Origin of the sequence: Anaplasma marginale str. Florida (genome assembly GCF_000215485.1) — a bacterium.
Taxonomy (GTDB): Bacteria; Pseudomonadota; Alphaproteobacteria; order Rickettsiales; family Anaplasmataceae; genus Anaplasma; species Anaplasma marginale.
On sequence record NZ_AFMS01000142.1, the window covers coordinates 14,267 to 30,654 of the forward strand.

Consider the following 16,388-nt stretch of genomic DNA (forward strand, 5'->3'; position numbering starts at 1 on the left):
TTCGTGTCCCACTTCGCATACTCTACATACCACGCAATAATCACCAAGTTTCTGAACCTCTGGTAGGGAGCTGGCCGTGCACTTAGCTCATGTTCGCCCTTTTCTCCACAACAAGCCAGTCTGCTCGGTCACTTACTTCAGTAGCTAGCAGCAGGCAGTCGCCAGTCAGTGGTGCACACTTCGGCGTTCCTCTTATCCCAAGGCAGTGCGGGGCCGTATAGAATCAGTTTAGCCCCACATACCACAAAAAAGCCCGTTTTACGCGATGAGCTTGCTCCCATCTACCTCAGACACGCTTATGGCATCCAACACGCCCGTATTACTATCTTCGCCTGCATCACGGTGTATCTCCACACTCCCAACTTCCTTTATATCACCCATGGAGTCAGTACCAACAATGGGTAAGACCGCGCTTCTACCCGAATATGGCTCTTTGTCCGCATCCACAGTGCACTGTGCTGGTAATCTCCTTCTACGGCTAATGTCCATACCAATACTCGCGGCAGTATTTGCCCTGTCACCTATCGGTAGCGTAAGGTGCGCCCTGGACGCCTTTACTCGTTCATCAGACTCCGCACAACCCAAACTTCGGCAAGGAGTGTTGGCATCAGAAGTGCTTGCCACATTGGGCTGCTTTTGTGCCGGCTTAGTCTCATAACATTTCTTGCGATACTCAGTAACCTTATCGGCGTCTGTTGCACGGCCCGTGCGCTCACCGTGCTGTCCCGCAGTAACTCCGTAAGGACCTGCCTCACTCTCAATAGCTAAACCAGCGCTTGCTTCTTTCTGCGGAGTGCCAGGCGCAGCGGTTTTCTGCGCTTCATCGCGTGCTGCAACTCTCGCCACATCTGAAAATCTACCCCCATTATTTAACGGTGCACGTAGTATACCAAGGTCAGATACCGACAATTCACAACAATGCTTGCTCGCGGCACATAGCATATCATCCTGCGCGCATTGCACTATATCCATCGCGTTAGCAGCACTATCTTTAAGATCAGTTCGCTTGGACTCTATGCACGCATTTTCCTTGAGAAAATCCGACGGCGCAGACCCGCAGCTCGTGAGCTTCTGTTGCGCACTATAAAAGCGTACCACATCTGATTTGCCAGCGAAACTTTTTCCCTCAGCAGTGAGCACAGTATCCTTTCCAATTACCAGGCCTCTGCTGCTTTTTGGCACCCATTTGCTGGATGTGCAGCGAGATGCGAATTCCCCTAACACGAGCCCGCTCCCGGTAGAGCCCATCACCGGGCCATGCGTGACATTCCCGTCGCACAGCCAGAGCACCGCAGATGCCATACCAACTCCAACTAGGCTACCCTTGATACTTTCTGGTACCACGAGTCTGGAATTTCCGGTCAGTTTTATCGTGCTATTGAGTACCGTACCGGCTTCCAGCTCCACCCCTTCACCTATGATTTCACCGCTGCACTCTTCAAGAGTACCAGAACTTATTCTCCCTTTTTGCCTGACGTGCAAAACACATCTCTTCATCTCTTTTGTGAGCAAAAATACGTCGCGATGCGGAACATATCCGGCAAAAACCTCCGCATCCTCCACACATCCAAAGCGCGCGATACACATGTCAACTTCAACGCTTTTGTCTCGCCTCAGTGGAGTGTTGTATACAAACTTGCGAGCGCCTCCAGCAACCGGTATTTCCTGTATGCAACTGACTGTCTCCGCAAACCTAACCTGCTTGTTTGGAGACCCTTTGTCATGTTGCAGACGGAAACGCTCCCCCATATGGACGCTACCCTTCTTGAAATACGAGGCGTTGACGTTGCCGTATTCCCCTATCACCAAATTAACATCATGCATGCAGTGCACAGATACATCGCCTTGCTCTACGTAGACCATTCCTCGCCTTATCACGGGTGTATCAAGCCCGTGTGCACCTGGTGCTCTACGCGCACGTCCAGCATCGCGTGTGTTCCGGTCTTTTAGCATGAGGACTCTGCACAGGTGCACTTCACCATCGACACGAATGTTGCTACAGTCATCAAGCACCGCATTACAGGAGCTCATTTTGTGCGTCGTAAGGCTTGACGCCCCTCTAAGATCTATAGTACTGAGCGCTATTTCTGAGTTGGGTAGGGATATTTCTCCCCCTTCAAGCTTTATGCTACTTTCGCGCATGCGCCCGATCTCTGCGCTCGCATTTTGGCATATTTTGCTGCCACGTAGAAACATTTTGCAATTTCTCACGTCGTAGGCAGTGCCGGGCACTCCAGTACCCGTCAGCTCGATGGTATTTTCCTCTCCACACATCAGTAAGCCAGACAGTTGATTCACTGCAATTTCGATACTGCAACGTACCGCATGAACGTAAGGATGTGCACCTGACAAACCGCTACTGGCGCGGCGTTTCTGCACAGTATTGGCAGAAGACCGCCTGAAAAGCCCGGCAATCCAAGAAGAAAGGTTGCCAAATATCCCACGTGACCTTGCCGCACTGGTCTTGGCTCTGGGCCCCTGCCCCTTGAACCACATAGCCGAGTATCCACGCACTTTCAGATTGGTATCGTCGCAAAATATCTTCCCTACATTTATGCCCTGAATGAGGGCGTCAGATTTGTGCGCGGAATTTCCCGCTATGCGTATGATGCCAGCATTGCTCCCCATGACGTTCAGAGAAAACTTCCCATACGCCCGTGTACGGTTAGCGGTCTCCGATCGTGCTGTTTCGGCCGACGCTTCACCACTAGACGCAGCGCTGCTTGGCTCAACGACGTCTTCCTGCGGCACCATATAGATTTTCCCCAAGTTGCTTCCCCCAAGCGTGGCGTCACTCCCGCCTGCCTGCCCACGTACCCGAATGCAACCTCTATTATCACCCGTGACAATCACGTTGCCAAAGCCCGCTGCTTTTCCTCCACGAGAAATACTACGCACAAAAAGGCGCGGTAGGTTCGGCAGTAAACTGTGACTTTCAGCGGTGACGGTGCCGGAAATATCGCCTAGAACTAACAATTCCTTGCCCAAAATGGAAAGCTCCGTACCTTGGGGGACATTATAACAAACGCACACCTTGTCAAAACCGGCTACCTGTTCTTGGCTGTTGCCCCCGGCAATGACAAGCCTCCTGGTGGAAAAGCATATGAGCACTTCCTTACACAGCTGGTTCGCATCTTCGTGTCTCCCGCCAGAAAATCTTTTTAAGATTTCGGTGATGCTTTTCCCAGAATTGGTTTCGTCACCCGAGTGTGCCGAGCGCAACCCGTCGTAACGCAGTTTCGTGCAAGACTCCATAAGCGCAGAAACTGCTTCCTCACGCGTGTTACCGCCTGCACACTTTATGTGATATGCCTCGTGAAAAAACTTCAATACCCCACGTACTTCGCGCTTGCTCGCCAGAAACAAATTTATCTGATCAGGAACACGGGCAATATTTTCTGATACATCCAACCTGGCGTTTATCGCCTCATTTATTTTCGCACTAATCACGCCATGGCATTTTTTATAATCTTTCAACGCCCTATCAATCTTGGTAACACTGCTACTGAAATTTTCATCTTCAGTCAGGTGTTTTACAACTGCCCTGAAGCAGATCTCCTCAGTGCTCCCGTCTTCACACATTGCTCTCAAATCGCGTATGGCCAGCTCTATTGCACTCAACCCCTTAGTTTCCGTGACACCCATATTTACCTCTAAAGTTTTCACAATACCTGGCACAACCTGTCCCGGTATATAGGACGAATATTTATGTTATATCAGTATATATTCCAGAATACCATAAAAACTCTCATTTAAGGGAAGGCTTCTCCGCAACAGCGCATTTGGTATACAAAGCTCCATCTGTCGCGCATCACAATATGCATGCCGTCAATCAATGTGCATGCATAATATACCTAATTTAACATAATAAGCCCGGAGCGTAGCAATATTTGCATGGGAGATCAAGAAAAACATTCATCCTCCCACAAGTATTCATTGCCCTACCGCAGCGTACAATATGCATATCTGCATTTAACACCAAATGGCTTTCTCTATCGCGTTGCTACCACTCTTGGTGCACATATTCACCTCCCGGATACTTTATATATAATATTCGGATTTATCCTTTGCAGACCCATGGCATATTGTATTACATCCCAGTTGTGTTATATTGGGAGCGCCTTTGTCGTGAAGATTGCAGTCAGTACGGCGGGTCCTACGCCAGTTTACTATACTCACCGCATGGCGGGTTTTATGAATCGCATGCCCAGCTTTTTGATTGAAGACCAATTAAGGTCTGGCACAATCTCAGTCATCGTAGGAGTGGATGAGGTTGGGTATGGGGCGATAGCGGGCCCAGTGGTCGCGGCAGCGGTGTACTTGCCAGAGCGGGAATGCGACTACATAAAAGACATTAAAGATTCAAAAGCGCTGTCTTCCAAGAAGCGAGAAGAGTTATTTTGCAAGATCACAGCGCATGCAAGGTACGGCGTGGGGTTCGCGCGCGTCCGTGAAATAGAGCAACACAACATACTGGTGGCGTCGCACATATCCATGAAAAGGGCTTTACAAAACTTGGGCGTAAAAGCAGACCTCGTGTTGGTCGACGGTAGCAGGGCTCCAGCGGGCCTGCCCTGGGCAGTCAAGACCATCGTTAAGGGTGACAGCATAAGCACCTCAATAGCCGCAGCCTCAATAATCGCAAAGGTAACGCGAGACAGATTCATGAGAAGGCTGCATGAGCAGTATCCGGAATACGCCTGGAATCAAAACTGCGGGTACGGCACAAAAGCGCATATGCAATCGCTAAAGCTGTATGGCAAAACTGCCCAGCATAGAAGCACGTTTGCGCCGGTGAAGCAACTATCTTCTGAATGCGAAGGGGCGCCACCAGAGCAGTTAGAATTACTCTCCTCAACCGGCATCAAGACGCCGGTGGACGGCCGAGGAGATGCCGTAGCTACACGCGACTAGTAATCTACAACTCCCCCGCCATTCCCCAGATAGCCATCACCGCTGCGGCCCGGGGAGGCTGCCTCACCTTCCGCAATTAATTCGTCACCCAGGTCACCCATGATCTCTCGCAATTCGCTATTATAGTAAGTTGCATAGTCGCTTTGATCGAGCATTGCCAGCTTTTTCACTTTGTTCATAATGAACCCTGTACCCGCAGGTATTAGCCTACCAACGATTACATTCTCCTTCAATCCGTACAGAGGATCTTCCTTACCTGAAAAGGCGGCTTCGGTCAGGACCTTGGTGGTTTCCTGGAACGACGCCGCAGAAATGAAGGAGTTGGTATCAAGACTCGCTTTAGTAATACCCTGGAGAATCGGCACATATGCAACAGGCTTCTTCCCAGCCTCTTCCAGTTTGCGGTTGAGCCGCATAACCTCCTCGCGCCCAGCATGCTCACCCACCAGGTACATTGTGTCACCCGGATCAGTGATTTCCACCTTTTGCAGCATCTGCCTGAGGATAACCTCGATGTGCTTGTTGTCTATCCTAACACCTTGCAGCCTGTATACCTGTTGTATTTCAGAAATCATGTAGCTGGCCAGAGCCTCCGCCCCCAAAACTCTGAGTATGTCATGCTGGTCCGGATCCCCATCCATGAGCAGATCACCCTTGTGCACAAAGTCACCCTCGTTCACTATGGTGTGCTTACCCTTGGGCACCAAATATTCTACCGCAGGAAGGCTTTTGTCTACAGGCCGTATGAATATCCGGCGCTTGGAGCGATAGTAATCCTTGCCAAACTCAACGTAGCCGTCAACGTCGCTTACAATAGCGTGTTCCTTGGGACGGCGCGCCTCAAACAGCTCAATAACTCTGGGCAGCCCCCCGGTAATGTCTCTGGTCTTGATGGATTCTCTAGGAATCCTAGTTATGACGTCCCCCGCGTGCACTTTCTGCCCATCTTGGACGTTCAGCACCGCGCCTATAGGCACGAAGTAACTCGCCTCCAGATCATTGTATAAGGTAGCAATGTTGCCATCTTCATCCAACAGCACCAACCTCGGCCTCAAGTTCGCCCCCTGGAGATGCAACTTCCAGTCTATAACAACCCTGTTTGATATACCTGTAGACTCATCCAAAACTTCGTTGATGGACACACCGTAGATGAGGTCAACATACTTTATGGTTCCCGTCTTCTCGGTAATAATGGGTATAGTGTATGGGTCCCACTCGGCCATTTTGTCCATCATTTTGACCGGCTGCCCATCTGAAACATAGAGCTTCGCACCGTATGGTACGCTGTGCCGCATCTTTTCATTACCAACGCTGTCGAGAAGCACTACCTCACATGACCGACTCATCACTATCTGATTGCCGTACTTGTCGGTCACCACGTTGCTGTTCACCAATTTCACCTCGGCATCCAGCACAGCTATAAGGTTAGATACCTCCACCCCGCGCATTGCGGTACCACCAACGTGGAACGTACGCATGGTCAGCTGTGTACCAGGCTCACCCACAGACTGCGCAGCTATTACACCAACAGCCTCACCTATCGATACCAAATCCCCAACAGCAAGGTCTCTACCATAGCACAACGAGCAAATCCCTTTCTTGGATTCACATGTCAGCGGGGACCGCACTCTCACCGCATCTAACCCAGCAACTCTTATTTTCTCGACCTTCCCTTCGTCTATCAGCTCACCAGCACTTAATAGCAATTCCTCAGTCACAGGGTTGTAAGTGTCGACTGCAGCAACCCTACCTAGCACTACACTGTCAAGCGTCGCCACGACGGCACCACCCTCAATCACCGCCCTAGCGACAACGCCATCCTTGGTTTTACAGTCATACTCAACAACTGTACAGTCTTGCGCCACGTCCACAAGCCTACGGGTCAGGTATCCGGAGTTTGCGGTTTTCAATGCGGTGTCAGCCAGCCCCTTGCGCGCCCCGTGTGTAGAATTAAAATACTCAAACACGCTCAACCCCTCACGGAAGTTCGAGATGATAGGGGTTTCGATAATTTCGCCCGAGGGCTTGGCCATAAGCCCACGCATGCCGGCCAGCTGCTTCATCTGAGATGCGGAACCCCTGGCACCGGAATTCGCCATCATATAAATGGAATTCAGCTTCCCTTCCTCATCGGACAAAGAGATTGCTTTCATCATGTCCCGGGCAATCAAGTCTGTGCACTTAGACCACTCATCCACTACCTTGTTGTAGCGCTCACTCCTTGTAATCAACCCGTCTTGGTATTGGATAGAAAACTCCTTAATTTTCTCACTCGCATTTTCCACATGCGCCGCCTTGGTGTCTGGAATTATCATGTCTTTACAGCCAAAAGAGATACCAGACTGTGACGCATATTGAAAACCCAGACACATGAGCTTGTCGGAAAACTCCACCGTCTCCCTTTGCCCGCAACTCCTATACACCAAGTCAACTATAGATGTAATCTCCTTCACAGTAAGCACCTGGTTCACGAGATCGAACGTGAGATCCTTGTGCTGGGGAAAAATTTGCCAGAGAATCAGCCTGCCCGGGGTCGTCTCAACAACCTCGCTCACTATTGTGCCGTCGCTATTGCAGCGCTGCATCCTGTATTTTATCTTGGAAGACGTGTGTACTATCCCCTCATGCAGGGCGTACTCCACATGGCTCAATTCCCCAAAAGACATAACCTCCTGGTCGGGCGCTTGTGCTCTTTGCAGCGTGAGGTAATATATTCCCAGGACAATATCCTTGGACGGGACGATTATCGGCCTACCATTTGAAGGGCTAAGAATGTTGTTTGTGGACATCATCAACACCCTGGCTTCAAGCTGTGCTTCAAGTGACAGAGGGACGTGTACCGCCATTTGGTCCCCATCGAAGTCCGCATTAAATGCACTACACACGAGCGGATGCAGCTGTATGGCCTTACCTTCTATAAGTACGGGGTCAAACGCCTGGAGACCAAGCCTGTGCAGGGTAGGAGCCCTGTTTAGCAATATGGGATGCTCCCTTATTACTTCGTCCAAAACATCCCAAACCTCGGGCTTTTCGCTCTGGATCATCTTGTTTGCAAGCTTCACCGTCGGCGCCACTCCGTACATCTTAAGCTTGGAACAAATAAACGGCTTGAAGAGCTCCAGGGCCATCTTCTTGGGCAGGCCACACTGGTGCAACTTCAACCCAGGCCCAACGACGATTACAGACCTACCCGAATAGTCTACCCTTTTACCCAGCAAATTCTGCCTAAACCGCCCCTGCTTTCCCTTAAGCATGTCACTAAGAGACTTTTTGTAGCCCATGCTACCAGCCCTGCTTGAAACGTAGCTGCGCCTACTGCTATCAAAAAGCCCATCCACGGCCTCTTGCAGCATCCTCTTCTCATTGCGGATCATAATCGCGGGCGGGTTGAGCTTGAGCAGCTTCTCCAGCCTGTTATTACGGTTTATAATCGTCCTATAGTGGTGGTTCAGATCGGAAACTGCAGGCCTACCATTTTCCAAAGACACCAAAGGCCTCAGGTCCGGTGGCAGCACAGGGATTACAGTTAGTATCATCCACTCTGGTCTATTGCCGGAAGCGATGAAGTTTTCGATGATCCGCAATCTTTTGACCACCTTTTTTCTTTTCATTTCAGATGAGGTAGACTCCAGCTCGCTCCTAAGCCCAGCTCTGATGGCCCCAAGATCCAGCCTTACCAATAACTCCCGTATGGCCTCAGCCCCGGTTAAGGCGATAAAACCTTCATCTCCGTAGGCGTCGCGGGCTTGGTTGTATACGCTTTCACTTATAACCTCCCCCTTGGAGAATGGAGTGGTCATAGGATCGATAACCACGAAGTCCCCACTGTAGAGGATGCTTTCAATGGACTTCATGGGCATATCAAGCAATGCCCCGATACGTGAAGGCAAGGATTTCAAAAACCACACGTGTGCCACAGGGGAAACCAGCTCTATGTGCCCCATCCTCTCCCGTCTCACCTTGGAAGAAGTGACCTCAACCCCACACTTCTCGCATACTATGCCCCTATACCGCTTCTTCCTATACTTTCCACATAGACATTCATCGTCATTTACGGGACCAAAGATTTTCGGGCAAAAAAGGCCGCCTTTTTCAACCTTGAATGTGCGATAGTTAGTGGTAGAGATATCCTTGATCTCACCGTAGGACATCGCCCTAATGCTCTCGGGGCTAGCAATGGATATGCAAATCTTATCAAACGACTGCGCTATGCTGGTATAGCCGTACAAATCCAACATCTTCATAATATCAATCCCTACTCCACTTCGCCACTAGTAAACTCCTTGTCCTGCTTCAGTACAACATTGAGACACAGGGAGCGCAGCTCCTTGACCATAACGTTGAATGATTCCGGAATACCACACTCAAAGTTGCTATCACCCTTTATTATGGACTCATAAATCTTGACCCGACCTACAATATCATCGGATTTCACCGTAAGCATCTCCTGCAAGGTATACGCTGCACCATAAGCCTGCAGCGCCCAGCATTCCATCTCACCAAACCTCTGCCCTCCAAAATGGGATTTACCACCCAGAGGTTGCTGGGTCACCAAACCGTATGGGCCCACAGATCTAGCATGATTTTGTCATCAACCAGGTGGTGCAACTTCAACATATATATGTACCCCACGGTTATTTTCCGATCAAATTTCTTACCCAAGCGCCCGTCGTAAAGATATACCTGCCCAGACGGATCAACCTCAGCTAGTTCCAACAACTTGGAAATTTGCGCGTCCTTCGGGCCCTCGAACACTGGGGCAGCCATAGGCACACCCTTCCGCAGCCTATTGGCAAACACTAGCAACGCCTCAGATGACATAGACGCTATGTCGCTCTTGAGCTTCTGCCCATCGTAGATCTTATCTAGAAAATCTCTAAGGTCAGCGATCATAGACGGCCCGCCCTTATCGAGTATCCTGCCTATCTTCTTGCCCAGATTCACAGCGGCCCAACCCAGATGGGTTTCCAGAATTTGTCCGATATTCATACGGGAGGGCACACCTAGAGAGTTGAGTATGATATCCACTGGGGTTCCGTCTTCCAAGTGAGGCATATCTTCCGCGGGAACGATTCTTGATATCACCCCCTTATTCCCGTGCCTACCGGCCATCTTATCCCCAGGCTGTAAATTGTGCTTAACCGCCACAAAAACCTTGACTATTGTCAACACGCCCTGAGGCAGATCGTAGCCGTAGTTCAGCTTATCTACTTTCTGCTCAAATTTGCGATGTGCCTCGCCAACGATGGAGTCAAACCTCTCCCTCATATCTTTGACTTTAGCAGCCACTTTTGCATCAGCAAGCCCAGTACTCCAGAGTGTATCGTCAGACGCCTCAGCAAAAAAACTATCGAGGTCGCTGTACCCCTTGACTTTCACCCCCGCATTGCGGAGCAGTTTCCTGAGTTCGTCATGGAAGTATTCGCTCACGACGTCGATCTCATAGTCCCGCTCCTTCACAAAGCTACTTATTTCGCTCTGCTTGATTAGCAGCGACCTATCGTTCTCCTCTACCCCCCGCCTTACAAACACATGAACGTCTATGACAGTTCCCTCAACGTCCGGCGGCAGATAGAGCGAAGAGTCAACACAGTCGAAGACCTTTTCACCAAATATGGTGACAAGCAGCTTAGTCTCAGGAGGAAGAGACACCGGGGGCCTAGGCGTAACCTTGCCCACCAGGATACTACTTGCAGATACCTCGGCACCTATGTTCACGATTCCAACATCGTCTAAGTGACTCAGACTTTCCTCATTTACATCAGGCACAGACCGCATTATCTTCTCGGGACCTAAGGGGGTATCCCTTACAACGCACTCGAACTCCTCTATGTGTATGGAGGTAAACACATCCCGTTTAACTACGTCGCTCGAAATTACTATGGAATCTTCAAAGTTGTAACCTTGCCAAGACATAAAGGCCACAAGTACATTCTTCCCAAGCGCCAACTCTCCCCTGTCAATCGCCGAACCATCCGCGATCACGTCATTGGCCTTCACATAATCTCCAAGTTTAACCACGGGTCGTTGGTTAATGCATGTATTGTGATTAGAGCGCTGAAACTTCCTGAGTCTATAAATATCAACACCCAAACACTCATCCTTGTTGGCATCAAAAGCGCGGATTACTATGTAGGACCCATCAACGCGGTGAACGATGCCGTCACGCTTCGCCAACACCACCGCACCGGACCCGGCAGCGACTACAAATTCCATCCCGGTTCCAACCAGTGGGGCCTCTGACTTCAATAAGGGTACGGCCTGGCGCTGCATGTTGGAGCCCATCAGGGCACGGTTTGCGTCATTGTTCTCCAAAAACGGTATGAGAGAGGCCGCTACAGACACTATCTGCTTTGGGGAAACGTCGACGTAGTCAACATCTTCGCTTTTCACCATCACAAAGTTGCCACCGTGCCTACAGTAGAGCATATCATCCACAAAACGATTGTTCTCATCTATGGCTGCCCCGGCATCAGCGATGTAATAGTCGCCCTCCTGCATCGCCAACAGGTACTCTACTTTATCCGTCACCACCCTATTTTCAACCTTGCGGTACGGGCTCTCGATAAACCCGTACTTGTTAATCTTGGCATATATGGCAAGGCTGCTTATAAGGCCAATATTCTGACCTTCAGGAGTTTCTATCGGACATATCCTCCCGTAGTGCGTGGGATGCACGTCACGAACCTCAAATCCCGCCCTTTCTCTGGTTAAGCCACCCGGCCCTAGAGCAGACAGCCTGCGTTTATGCGTAACTTCGGACAGGGGATTCGTCTGATCCATAAATTGAGACAGCTGCGATGAGCTGAAAAAGTCCTTAAGTACTGTAGCCAGCACCTTAGGATTGACGAAATCACAGGGCATCGCATTGTCAAAGTTCACCGAGGACATATAGTCCATAATCATGCGCTCCAACCGCAAAATCCCTATCCTGAATTGATTCTCAATGAATTCCCCAACAGACCTGACCCTTCTGTTTCCAAGGTGGTCTATGTCATCAACAACACCCTCGCCGTCACGCAGCAAGACCAGCTTTTTCACTACTTGCACTATGTCCTCTTTGGTGAGCACAGTCGTGTTCTCGTCAACATCCAGGCCTAGATGGCTGTTCAGCTTTATTCTACCAACAACTGACAGATCGTACCTTTCTGACTCGAAGAACAGCCCCTTGAAAAAGGACTTCACTGCATCAAGGTTAGGGGACTCACCAGAACGAAGCACTCTGTAAATCTCGAACAGCGCATCTTCCTGCGTCATATTCTTGTCCAGGAACAGTGTGTTCAACACGTACGGACCAACTGTGAGGAAGTCGATATTCAAAAACGCAATCTCGCTGATATCAAACAGCTCTAGCTTCACTATATGCTCAGACGTTATGGTCTCACCCGCAGACACGATGACCGCACCACTACTCGGATCTACAAGATCGGCTGCAACGAACATCCCGGTAATGCCAGAGAACGGCACCATGTATTCCCTAAGCCCATCAGCGTACAGCTTTTTTGCAATTCTCAAGGTAATTCTGGTATTGGCCTTCACAAGCACGCTGCCGTCGACATCCATGAGATCATAGGAAAGGCGCACACCTTTGAATCGGTCAACAATGAAGGGCACCCTCCACCCCTTGTCGCACCTCGTGTAAATCACCTTGTCGTAAAACGCGTCAAGGATGTCGTTATTTGACATCCCCAAGGCTTTTAGCAAGTAAGATACGGGGAGCTTTCTCTTCTTGTCTATGCGGAAATAAATTATGTCTTTGATGTCAAATTCAAAATCGAGCCAGGAGCCCCTGTATGGTATAACGCGCGCGGAGTAAATGAGCTTACCCGAGCTATAAGTCTTACCCTTATCGCTGTCGAAAAAGACCCCGGGAGAACGGTGCATCTGGGAAACTATTACCCGCTCTATTCCGTTGATTATGAAAGTTCCATATGAAGTCATCATCGGCAAATCACCAATGGAAACTTCCTGCTCTTTCATATATTTCACGCTACGTTCTGAGGTATCCTCATCAACCACGTACTTGACTTCCTTGAAGGACACCTCCTGCACTTTCCATACAACAAAGCGCAGGGTAATTCGTATGGGAACGGAAAAAGTAATTCCGCGCTTAATGCACTCGTATTCATCATACTGCGGCTCGCCTATGTTGTAGCCCACAAACTCGAGCACTGCTCTACCCAGAAGATCGCGTATGGGAAACATGGCCTCGAAAATGCTCTGTATGCCGCTGCTCCCATCCCTATCTATACCTATAAACGCGTCATAAGAATCCCTTTGTATCCTTATGAGATCCGTCAAAGAATCGCGAATGTCTATGGATTTCGCGTAAGAGAGCCTAGGAACAGCGTCGAAATCATTCAGCACATACCCGGGACCAGAAGAACCACCCGCAGAAGACATTAATTCCCTCAAAAAACCACCAACAAAAACCCAAGACTACTTTATGCTTACTGTCGCTCCAGCATCTTCAAGCTTCTTCTTTACCTCTTCAGCTTCGGCTTTCTTGTACTTCTTGCCCTCAACCAGCTCTCTTGAACCTTCTTGTTCGACAAAGTCCTTAGCTTCCTTCAGGCCCAAAGTGGTGCACTCTCTCACAGCTTTTATAACAGAAATTTTCTTATCCGGCGCATACCCGTCAAACATCACGACGAACTCTGTCTGCTCAGCCCCACCGGAATCTTCTGCACCTTGAGCTGCACTACCAGCAGCAGGCATGGCAGTAAGCAACCCGCCCTTGGGAAACCCAAGCTTGTCTTCTAGCTTCTCCACCAAAGCAGCAGCGCTACACAAGTCAAGACCGCAAATCTGCTCGGCCAAGGAATCTAAATCAACATTACTCATAACAAAACCCCTACAAAACTACACCCCAAACAGCCTATAGAAGGGGAAGCGTTCTCCCCACCCAACGGAGCTGGTATGACACGCACCTAACGACGTGACAAAGCCAAGTACCACGACATAACCCTCATGACGCCATGCCCCCACCAACGGCTCTGAGGCAATTAGCCAACCTGACGGGAACCCCGTAGCCTATAAGACCCATTATCCTCGCCTGCAACTCCTGTAATGATGGTAGGCTAGCAAAAAACACCACCCTATCGGCAGGCAGCACCTGTCCGCCATCATATGCGCACACGAAAGTGACCTTGCCGGCTGCTGCCTTGACAAACTTGTTCACAATTTTAGACAAAGCCACTATGTCCTCGGAGTAGGCTATAAACACGGCCTCACGAAATTTGTCCTCTAACCCATCTGCTCTTCCAACCCGCGTCAATGCGATCCGGGCGATACTATTCTTCACAACAGTAATCCCGCATCCCCCGGCCTTAAGCTCCTTCCTAAGAGTGGCAAAATCTCCAGCAGTCATGGAGCGGAAATTTGCGAGCACAAGGCTCCCAAACTGCGTAAATACACCCTCTATTTTACCCAGATGCTTTTCCTTATTGACGCGCTTCACCCTAAACCTCAACCTAACTCACATACGAAACCGGCCTACCCGATACCAGCTATTCTGAAAGATCTGCCCATAGTGGAATTCACAAACACACCCCTAACGTAAGACCCCTTAATCGTGGTCGGCCTCAAACCCTGCACAGCAGCAACCACGGCATTAAAGTTTTCAAGCAAATCCTCAGGAGTAAAGCCTATATCCCCAATCTTCACGTGAACAATGCCGTACCGATCAGACTTGAACTTCACCTGACCAGATTTTATGATGCCAACCATCTTCGCGAGTTCAAGTGTTACAGTACCAAACTTGGGATTAGGCATCAAGCCCCTCGGACCAAGAATCTTCGCAATTGCAGAAATCTGCGGCATGAAATCGGGGGTGGCAATACACCAATCAACATCCAACCGGCGCCCTTTCTTTATCTCTTCAATAAGCTCTTCATCCCCCACAACATCTGCTCCTGCACTTGAGGCTTGTTTGGCATGCTCACCCTTAGCAAAAACCGCTACTCGAACTTCTCGACCCAGGCCCTTCGGCAGAACCACCGCTCCGCGGATTGACTCACCAGATTTAGAATCAGCAACACTCAACTTGATGGCAACATCGACAGACTCCCGAAACTTTGCTTTAGCTGATTGCAAAAGCTCGCGAATCCCCTCCTCGGCACTGTAGGAACAACTACCATCACCAGACATAGATAAAACCCTCCAAAATCATTCCTCAACAGTCATGCCCATAGACTTCGCGGTTCCAACCACCATCTTAACGGCACATTCCACGCTATCCGCGTTCATATCAGCCATCTTCCGCTCAGCGATTTTAACAACCTCAGACATCTTTATGCTCGTACAACTTTCCTTGCCGGGGCTGGAGGACCCCTTGGTAACCCCAGCAGCCTTCTTCAACAAAAATGACACGGGTGAATCGCTCACAGAAAAACTGTAGCTATTATCGGCATAGACGCTTATCCTGGCAGTAACTAGGTCCCCCGTCTCGTAAGGGACGCCCTGCGCACTCGTGGCATCATTAAACTCCTTGCAAAACTTTGGCATAGGAATACCGCGCGGACCAAGCACAGAAGCGACCTTGGGGCCTGGCATGGCCTTCCCTGCCTCAATTACTAAATTTATCCGTGAAAGCAACGCAGCGCTACTCATAAACTACCCCTCCACCTTTTGTATGCTGCTCAATTTGAACTCAATCTTGGTGAGCCTACCAAATATCATCACGCTTACCCCTGCAACCTTTTTGTCCTCATTGACGTACTCCACTCTGCCGTTGAAGTCCTGGAACAGCCCATCATTTATTACCACCTCATCACCCACTTCAAAACTGCAGACCTCAGAAGCGGCTTCGCTGGAAACAGCCCTACACATGCTGCTGCGCATTGTCTCCATCTCGGATGCCGGTATAACCTTGGGCAGCCCGGCATCATCTAGGAGAAAATTAGACACCTTGGGAACCCTGCGCACAAAATTTATGGCATCATCGCTAAGCCTCATGTACAAAAACACGTACCCTGGGGACAGCTTCCTGCGCATCGCAACCTTTTTGTTGTACTTGACCTTGGTAACTTCCTCATACGGGATAAAAACCTCGCTAAAAACGCCAGACATACCCAGCTGTTGAGACCGCTCAAGAATCATCTGGGCAACCTTCTCCTCGCTACCAGAAGATACCTGAACTATGTACCACTCGTGCCCACTATCATCATGCTGCATAAACAACCCCTAGCGCTATTTTAACAAGCCTCAAGAATACAAAATCCACGCAACTAAACAGAATGGACGAAACAACCACAGTCAGCAAAACTATGAGCAGGAACACAGACACCTCCTTTCTGGAAGCCCAGGAGACCTGCAGCGCTTCCTGCTTTACATCACACAAAAACCTAGCAAAGCTTCCTATCATGGCCAAAAACACTCATCAATCTATGGCAGGAGCGACAGGAATCGAACCCATATCCTCAGTTTTGGAGACTGATGCTCTACCGTTGAGCTACGCTCCCAGCTATACATCG

Annotated in this window: 11 protein-coding genes and 1 tRNA gene; 1 reads left to right on the forward strand and 11 read right to left on the reverse strand. The window is 49.7% G+C overall.

Translation table 11 applies throughout. The annotated features are described in order from the left end of the window. Window positions 1-258 precede the first annotated feature (258 nt). Complete coding sequence (locus tag GAC_RS04000) at window positions 259-3,666, reverse strand: hypothetical protein (RefSeq protein ID WP_241760156.1); 3,408 nt, start codon at window positions 3,664-3,666, stop codon at window positions 259-261. A 528-nt stretch (window positions 3,667-4,194) separates the two neighbouring features. Here GAC_RS04000 and GAC_RS04005 point away from each other — a divergent pair. Continuing rightward, a complete protein-coding gene (locus GAC_RS04005) occupies window positions 4,195-4,914 on the forward strand; it encodes a ribonuclease HII (protein WP_010269559.1) in 720 nt (239 codons plus the stop codon). On the opposite strand, the gene rpoC is transcribed toward GAC_RS04005, so the two are convergent. The 10 genes from rpoC to GAC_RS04050 form a co-directional block, all read right to left on the reverse strand. Further along, window positions 4,911-9,158: a DNA-directed RNA polymerase subunit beta' gene (gene rpoC / locus GAC_RS04010; protein ID WP_010263106.1), complete on the reverse strand. Its 4,248-nt coding sequence runs from the start codon at window positions 9,156-9,158 to the stop codon at window positions 4,911-4,913. The genes GAC_RS04005 and rpoC overlap by 4 nt on opposite strands. 11 nt (window positions 9,159-9,169) lie before the next feature. Further along, window positions 9,170-9,484, reverse strand: coding sequence for a DNA-directed RNA polymerase subunit beta (locus tag GAC_RS06205; RefSeq protein WP_407059592.1), 315 nt, complete (start codon window positions 9,482-9,484; stop codon window positions 9,170-9,172). Next, a complete protein-coding gene (gene rpoB / locus GAC_RS04015; RefSeq protein WP_407059593.1) occupies window positions 9,463-13,317 on the reverse strand; it encodes a DNA-directed RNA polymerase subunit beta in 3,855 nt (1,284 codons plus the stop codon). The genes GAC_RS06205 and rpoB overlap by 22 nt, the downstream gene beginning before the upstream one ends. Window positions 13,318-13,353: 36 nt before the next feature. Continuing rightward, window positions 13,354-13,758: a 50S ribosomal protein L7/L12 gene (gene rplL / locus GAC_RS04020; RefSeq protein WP_010263100.1), complete on the reverse strand. Its 405-nt coding sequence runs from the start codon at window positions 13,756-13,758 to the stop codon at window positions 13,354-13,356. A gap of 124 nt (window positions 13,759-13,882) precedes the next feature. Continuing rightward, a complete protein-coding gene (gene rplJ, locus GAC_RS04025; protein ID WP_010263097.1) occupies window positions 13,883-14,374 on the reverse strand; it encodes a 50S ribosomal protein L10 in 492 nt (163 codons plus the stop codon). Window positions 14,375-14,409: 35 nt separating this feature from the next. After that, on the reverse strand, window positions 14,410-15,063 hold the full coding sequence (rplA, locus tag GAC_RS04030; RefSeq protein WP_010263096.1) for a 50S ribosomal protein L1: 654 nt from the start codon (window positions 15,061-15,063) through the stop codon (window positions 14,410-14,412). Between the two features lie 18 nt (window positions 15,064-15,081). Beyond that, window positions 15,082-15,525 carry a 50S ribosomal protein L11 gene (rplK, locus tag GAC_RS04035; protein ID WP_010263093.1) on the reverse strand — a complete coding sequence of 148 codons (444 nt, stop codon included), beginning with the start codon at window positions 15,523-15,525 and terminating at the stop codon, window positions 15,082-15,084. A 3-nt stretch (window positions 15,526-15,528) separates the two neighbouring features. After that, complete coding sequence (gene nusG, locus GAC_RS04040) at window positions 15,529-16,089, reverse strand: transcription termination/antitermination protein NusG (protein WP_010263091.1); 561 nt, start codon at window positions 16,087-16,089, stop codon at window positions 15,529-15,531. Next, the gene (gene secE / locus GAC_RS04045; protein WP_010263087.1) at window positions 16,079-16,279 is read right to left on the reverse strand and encodes a preprotein translocase subunit SecE; all 201 of its coding nucleotides are present in this window, start codon (window positions 16,277-16,279) and stop codon (window positions 16,079-16,081) included. Before secE ends, nusG begins: the two co-directional genes overlap by 11 nt. 23 nt (window positions 16,280-16,302) lie before the next feature. Then, a tRNA-Trp gene (locus tag GAC_RS04050) sits at window positions 16,303-16,376 on the reverse strand. Window positions 16,377-16,388 lie beyond the last annotated feature (12 nt).

What these genes read in the sequence shown, in the direction of transcription:
- GAC_RS04005 (WP_010269559.1), top strand. Translation starts at nt 4,195, where the DNA reads ATGAATCGCATGCCCAGCTTTTTGATTGAAGACCAATTAAGGTCTGGC.
- rpoC (WP_010263106.1), bottom strand. Translation starts at nt 9,158, where the DNA reads ATGAAGATGTTGGATTTGTACGGCTATACCAGCATAGCGCAGTCGTTT.
- rpoB (WP_407059593.1), bottom strand. Translation starts at nt 13,317, where the DNA reads ATGTCTTCTGCGGGTGGTTCTTCTGGTCCCGGGTATGTGCTGAATGAT.
- rplL (WP_010263100.1), bottom strand. Translation starts at nt 13,758, where the DNA reads ATGAGTAATGTTGATTTAGATTCCTTGGCCGAGCAGATTTGCGGTCTT.
- rplA (WP_010263096.1), bottom strand. Translation starts at nt 15,063, where the DNA reads ATGTCTGGTGATGGTAGTTGTTCCTACAGTGCCGAGGAGGGGATTCGC.
- rplK (WP_010263093.1), bottom strand. Translation starts at nt 15,525, where the DNA reads ATGAGTAGCGCTGCGTTGCTTTCACGGATAAATTTAGTAATTGAGGCA.
- nusG (WP_010263091.1), bottom strand. Translation starts at nt 16,089, where the DNA reads ATGCAGCATGATGATAGTGGGCACGAGTGGTACATAGTTCAGGTATCT.
- secE (WP_010263087.1), bottom strand. Translation starts at nt 16,279, where the DNA reads ATGATAGGAAGCTTTGCTAGGTTTTTGTGTGATGTAAAGCAGGAAGCG.